Annotated in this window: 9 protein-coding genes; 6 read left to right on the forward strand and 3 right to left on the reverse strand. The window is 65.8% G+C overall.

The window, feature by feature from the left end; translation table 11 throughout:
• Positions 1-87 precede the first annotated feature (87 nt).
• Positions 88-519: a hypothetical protein gene (locus AC1D15_RS16390; RefSeq protein WP_477826798.1), complete on the reverse strand. Its 432-nt coding sequence runs from the start codon at positions 517-519 to the stop codon at positions 88-90.
• 69 nt (positions 520-588) lie between these two features.
• Between AC1D15_RS16390 and AC1D15_RS16395 the strand changes: the two genes are divergently transcribed.
• Together AC1D15_RS16395 and AC1D15_RS16400 are read left to right on the forward strand one after the other, a co-directional pair.
• Complete coding sequence (locus AC1D15_RS16395; protein ID WP_477826799.1) at positions 589-1,272, forward strand: hypothetical protein; 684 nt, start codon at positions 589-591, stop codon at positions 1,270-1,272.
• The gene (locus AC1D15_RS16400) at positions 1,253-1,822 is read left to right on the forward strand and encodes a DUF3617 domain-containing protein (protein WP_477826800.1); all 570 of its coding nucleotides are present in this window, start codon (positions 1,253-1,255) and stop codon (positions 1,820-1,822) included. Before AC1D15_RS16395 ends, AC1D15_RS16400 begins: the two co-directional genes overlap by 20 nt.
• 57 nt (positions 1,823-1,879) lie before the next feature.
• Here the strand turns inward: AC1D15_RS16400 and AC1D15_RS16405 are convergent, their stop codons facing one another.
• Positions 1,880-2,287, reverse strand: coding sequence for a hypothetical protein (locus AC1D15_RS16405; protein ID WP_477826801.1), 408 nt, complete (start codon positions 2,285-2,287; stop codon positions 1,880-1,882).
• 111 nt (positions 2,288-2,398) lie between these two features.
• Positions 2,399-2,812, reverse strand: a complete 414-nt coding sequence (locus AC1D15_RS16410; RefSeq protein WP_477826802.1) for a hypothetical protein — start codon at positions 2,810-2,812, stop codon at positions 2,399-2,401.
• A 105-nt stretch (positions 2,813-2,917) separates the two neighbouring features.
• Between AC1D15_RS16410 and AC1D15_RS16415 the strand changes: the two genes are divergently transcribed.
• The 4 genes from AC1D15_RS16415 to AC1D15_RS16430 all read left to right on the forward strand — a co-directional run.
• Positions 2,918-3,289 (forward strand): type II secretion system protein GspG, encoded by a 372-nt coding sequence (locus tag AC1D15_RS16415; RefSeq protein WP_465110540.1) that lies wholly within the window; start codon positions 2,918-2,920, stop codon positions 3,287-3,289.
• 81 nt (positions 3,290-3,370) lie between these two features.
• A complete protein-coding gene (locus AC1D15_RS16420; RefSeq protein WP_477826803.1) occupies positions 3,371-3,766 on the forward strand; it encodes a VOC family protein in 396 nt (131 codons plus the stop codon).
• 50 nt (positions 3,767-3,816) lie between these two features.
• On the forward strand, positions 3,817-4,581 hold the full coding sequence (locus AC1D15_RS16425; protein ID WP_477826804.1) for a helix-turn-helix transcriptional regulator: 765 nt from the start codon (positions 3,817-3,819) through the stop codon (positions 4,579-4,581).
• Positions 4,582-4,612: 31 nt separating this feature from the next.
• Positions 4,613-5,509: hypothetical protein (locus tag AC1D15_RS16430; protein ID WP_477826805.1), on the forward strand; the 897-nt coding region annotated here is incomplete at its 3' end.

Genomic DNA, 5,509 nt, shown 5'->3' on the forward strand with positions numbered 1-5,509 from the left:
GCGTTGGAATGCACGGCATCCTGTGGGCCTGCCCGCTGAGCATTGGCGCGTTCTACGGCATCCGCAGCTGGTGGATGGCCCGCCGGCCTACTCGCCACTCTCCGCATCGCGAATGATCTCTCGCGTGGCCTCAAGCATGTCTTCGAGCGGCTCCGGGTCGTCGCCTTCGAATGAGACGATGGCGCCGAAGTCTTTCGTCAGCGCACAGCTGACGATCATCACGCAGGCCAGGTCCTTCATGTCGCCGCGCCAGGACATGCCGATGCAGTAGTCGCGCCCGTCGGCCAGGGCGCGGAACAACTTGTCGCCGCCGACGACATCGTCGGTGGGCTCGTAGAAAATCTCGAACCCCGGGCCTTCTTCGCCATTGAGCACGAAGGGCAGGAAGCCTGAATCCGAGAACGGCGAGAATTCGGGATGCAGCTTCAGGTCGAAGCCCAGGGCATCGATCGACGACTGCAGCGCGGCGCGATCCGGCACACGGGCCCTGTCGATGAATGCGTATTGCGTGTTGGACATATCGTGTTCTCTTCTACAACGCATCAGAGCATATCAATGCGCCGCTGCCCTCATTGCCAGTCCGAGAGTTTGCCCTGGCTCACGCTCGCCCTGTCCACCGAGTCTTCGCCGGTTCGGTGCACCGAATGCAAGGGCCTGTCGCACCGGGACACCGGCATCCCGCTCCTTCTCGGCGTCTTGAGCCTGCCAGGCCTCCTGGGCGCCGGGGCGGCAGCGCTGCACCTGCGAACGTGGTGGCCGATCGTTCTGTTCTTCACCATCATCGTGCTGGCTTCATCGCTGTCGCTGCTCTTGCCCGCCACCCGAACTGCGCCTGTCAAGGCCCCACGCTTTCAGGCCATCGCCATCGCGGTTGTGCTGGCCATCGCAGCGGCTTCAGTGGTGGCGATCCTGTGCATGTTTCTCGACTATCTCGTCGCCCCGGCCTTTGCCGTGGCTGTCATTTCGATGGTGGTGCTCTTCGCCACGAGACGGCGCTTTCCTCGCGTGGCCGAAGTTGCATCCGCGTTGATGACGGTGGGTCTGGGAATCCTGTTCCTGTGGGGTGCGGCCCACATCATCACCACAGGTGTCTCTGAGGGCCAGGCAACGACGATGTTCAAGCGCACCGTTCAGCGGTCGGAGTCTCCGGGCGCATTCTGGACTCGGGTGGCGGTCATTGGCGTCCCCGCATTGCTGCTGTTGGGCGTGCCACTGGCGATCTCGGTGAAGTACCTGTTCTCAAGGCTCGTGCGTGGGAAACCCAAGTCTTGAGGTCAGTACCATCGCCGGCACGCATTTCAATCGCCTTGCATCCGTCATGCATTCCTGCCCTTCTCGAGTTCTCGGCATCGGCTCTGTCTCGCTGATCGTGCTGTTGCTCGCCGCACCGGCCATGGCGCAATCGCAGTCTCCCTTGCAGCCGGGCGGCTGGGCGTTCCACACGAAGATCGTCAACATCCTGCCCGATGGCAAGACAGAGAAAGAGGTGTCCGACTCCCGCTCGGAGCGATGCCTGACTGCCGAGTTCGTCGCCAGCGACCCCTATCTGCTCGCCGCGCGCGACAACAAGACGGCCGACGACCTGGCCTGCGTGGCGGGCAACTACAACCGGTCCGGCAATTCAGCCCAGTGGAGCGTCACCTGCACGTCGTCACAGGGCTTCACGATACGAAGCGCGGTGCGCAATTCACTGACCGCCACGACCATCCACAACGAGCTCGAGTCCCGCGTGCACCGCAAGGACGGCGTGGAGTTCACCCAGCTGAGCAGCACGGACGCCGTCTACAAGGGCCCGTGCGGGGCCGGCATGGTGCAGTTCTGAGATTCAAGGCCGGTCGGGCACGCGCATTCGTCTGGCGGCCAGCTCGTGCACCGGCATTCAATCCCACCACGCGGACAGCACCGGCAACGCTTGCTTCCGGGCGAGCGTGTCGGGCACTTGCGAGGCTTCCACGCCGCTCACCTCATCGGGCTGGAGCGCTGACAACTCCGCTTCGAGTTCGTCGGGGTGGATCGTGCCGACGACGAACACGGTGTCGGTGAAGGGCCAGCAATCGTCGCCGGGATCCAGCTCTGCAATCCGCGTGTAGATCGCCTCCACGTCATGCCGGCGGGCAATGCGTGCGAAGGTCTGCCTGAAGGCGTCCATGCCGGGATGCTCTGCCAGGTTGCATCCGATGGAGCCGAGATCGTCATTGCCGTCGAAGAAGGTTTCGATGGCGACCAGTTGCGGCTCCGGCTGGGCGGAAAGTTGCTGGATCAGTTGGTTGCGCTTGGCGATGTCCATGCTTGCCTTGGTTGATGTGGCGGCGGCCACGCTCGGGCGGGGAATGGCGGCTGCGGCCGTCGACGTGAAGAGCAGCGCGGCGAGCCGGGTCAGCTCGAAGCAATGCAGGTTTCATGGTGCTGCCGCCTTTGCCGACTGCCGGGCTGCGGCCCTCAGCTGCCAGAACACGAGCCAGCAGGCCAGCAATACGCCCGGTGACACCAGCACGAGTGGCATCCAATGCGAAGCCAGCGGCGCAATCGCGATGCCGACCGCCGCGGTCCCTGCAATCGGAAGAACCGGAGTGCAAGGCCGATCGGCGATCCACGCCCGGCTCATGACAACCAGCACGCCCCACGCGAACCAGCCGCAAACGACGCTCACGTACACGAACGCGATGCCCCATGCATCGCTTCTGCCGGGGGAGTCGAACATCATCAGCGACAGCAGCGCATAGCCGAACAGGCCGGGCACGCAACCGATCCATGCGATGGCGCAGACGATGCGACGCCTGCGGAATGGCGTTGTCGGGGCGATGGGGCTCATGCGGACACGGAATCTACAGGCAATCGGCGGCCGATCGGGCCGCGGCCTTGAATGCGATAGGCTCGCCGCCACGAGATCCGCTCCTCCAACGCCACATCGACACCCATGCGCCGATCGACACTGACAGCCGCCGTGATTGCGTTCGGCGCCTTGGCCGGTTTGATGCTGGGACCCTTGTCAAGGATCGACCACCGCGGGTACCGTCTGATGGAAGGCCGGATCGACATCGCCAACCTTTCGCAGGCCGTCGAGCTCTACCGGCAGGACAACGGCGACATCCCCACCGAGGCGCAGGGGCTCGCGGTGTTGGTCAGCAGCTCGCGGCCCCTCCTCGACAGATTGCCGAACGACCCCTGGGGGGCGCCGTACCTCTATCGACGAACGGCCTCGAAACCCGGCTTCGAGATCCACTCCGCCGGACGCAACGGGCGCGACAAAGGTGGTGCTGGTGTTCAACGGGATCAGGTTCGTGATTGATCGTTTCCGCACCAAACCTGACTGATTCCGCCCACATCCCACCCTGGTTCGGCTCCTACACTGTGCCCACAAGGAGACGACATGTTCAACCACATCATGGTCGGCAGCAACGACCTCCAGCGCTCGAAGCAGTTCTACGACGCCGTGCTGAGCGTCCTGGGCGCCGGTGAGCCGGCGCCCAACACAGCGGGCTCGGGACACGCCCGGCTCTTCTACCGCCACAACGGCAGCACGTTCGCGATCAGCCAGCCGATCAACGACGAGCCGGCCACGTTTGCGAATGGCGGCACCATCGCGTTCCGGTGCGAATCGCCCGAGCAGGTGCAAACCTTCCACGATGTGGCCGTGGCGCACGGTGGCAGCTCCATCGAGGAGCCACCCGGCTTGCGCGAGGGCACGCTCGGCGCCTATCACCTCGCCTATGTGCGAGACCCCGACGGCAACAAGCTCTGCGCCATCTATCGGGTGAAGCCATAGCTCCGACACGAAGCCTCCACACCCGCCCCGGTGTCGGACTGACCGCGAATGTGGTGCAGCGCAGCGCGCTGCGGTTCAGCAAGGTCGTCGTCGACAGCCCTGCGCTGATCCTCGTGCGGCACGGCACGAAATCGCTTCGATCCGGCGGGCAGCGCTGGACGCTGGAAGACGGCGACGCCATCGCCATCGCCGGTGGGCAATCGTTCGACGTGTCGAACCGGCTCTCGGCGGCCAGGCTCTATGAAGCCCGCTGGCTGGTGTGGGACCGGGCCGTCATCGAGCAGTTCGCACCAACATCGCCGGCAGAGCAGCCGCTGACAGGTGCCAAGGTGCTCAAGCAGGTCAGCGCCGAGTTGGCTGCGGCATTGGAGCGGGCGGTCGCGGCCGTGGCCGACCCCTCAGGTGTTCCCGACGAGGTGGCGCGGCACCGGCTGGCAGAGCTGCTGGTGTGGCTCTCGCTCGCCGGCGTTCGATTCGCGGCGCAGCGCGCGGCGACGATCGCGTCGGAGCTGCGAACGCTCTTCGGCGCCTCCACGGCACAGGCGTGGACGGTGCCGCAAGTGGCCGACCGGTTGTCGATCAGCGAAGCCACGTTGCGCAGGCGCCTGAGCGCCGAAGGCACCCGCTTTGGCGACCTGCTCGCCGACGTGCGGATGTCGCGTGCGATGACCTTGCTGCAGTCCACCGACCAGCCTGTCGCGCACATCGCGCTGACAGTGGGCTACGAATCGGCCTCGCGTTTCGCCATCCGGTTCCGCGAGCGTTTCGGGTTTGCACCGACGGCGATCCGGGGGCATCGCCGCGCCGGTGCGTGAGAAGATCGCGGCATAACGAGGAGGGTTTTTCATGAGCGGAATGTGGCTTCGCGCGGCCATGGTGTGCTGCGCATGGGTGCTGGCGTCTTGCGGCGGGGGTGGGGGCGACGGCGGCGTCACTTCCCAGGTGAATGTCACCAGCGATCGCTCGAGCATCGAGTTCGCCGGCTTCACCGGTACAGCGGCCGCGCAGCAAAACGTGAACTTCACGTTGCTCAACGGCTCGGGCACCTATTACGCCGAGGTCGTTCCCGATCGGCCGGGGGAGTTTGCCTCGACGTTCACGCTCACCGGCAACACGACCGCGCGCGTCACGCTGACCCGGTTCAGCTCCGCAGCAGCGGGCCAGGGCAGCGGCAACTTCGTCTTCCGCCTGTGCACGGACGCGGCCTGCAAGAACGTCGCCTGGTCGCAGACCATGCCCTACAGCTACGCGATATTCGACATCGACGGCAAGGCGCTGGCCCTCGGCGGCGTCGAAGGCGATGCCGCCGCAGCGAAGCCCTTGGCCATCACGCCGGCCGACACCGGCAACCGCCTCGTCGTCTCGAGCAGCACGATCAAGGGCTCGGGATGGCTCTCGGCCACCCGTGTCTCGTCAAGCGGCATCAGCGTGGCGGCCACGGCCGCGTCTCTCGCGCCGGGCAGCTACCAGGGCACGGTGCAGGTGCGATTCGCCGACCTGGGGAATTCTTCGCCGATCCTGGACATTCCGGTGGCCTTCACGGTCGGCTCGGGCTTCAAGGCCCCGGCAGCCGGCCAGCTCGTCATGACCGCCGACACGGCCACGCTCACCGGCACCGCCGACGTGGCCTTCAACACCAGCCAGAGCCACGCCTGGACGGCCAGCAGCGACCAGCCCTGGCTGGTGCTCGACACCCCCGCCGGCGGCGGCGCCGGCACGCTGCAGTACCACGCTGACCTGGCG

It is taken from the genome of Rhizobacter sp. P2_H2 (assembly GCF_056403375.1).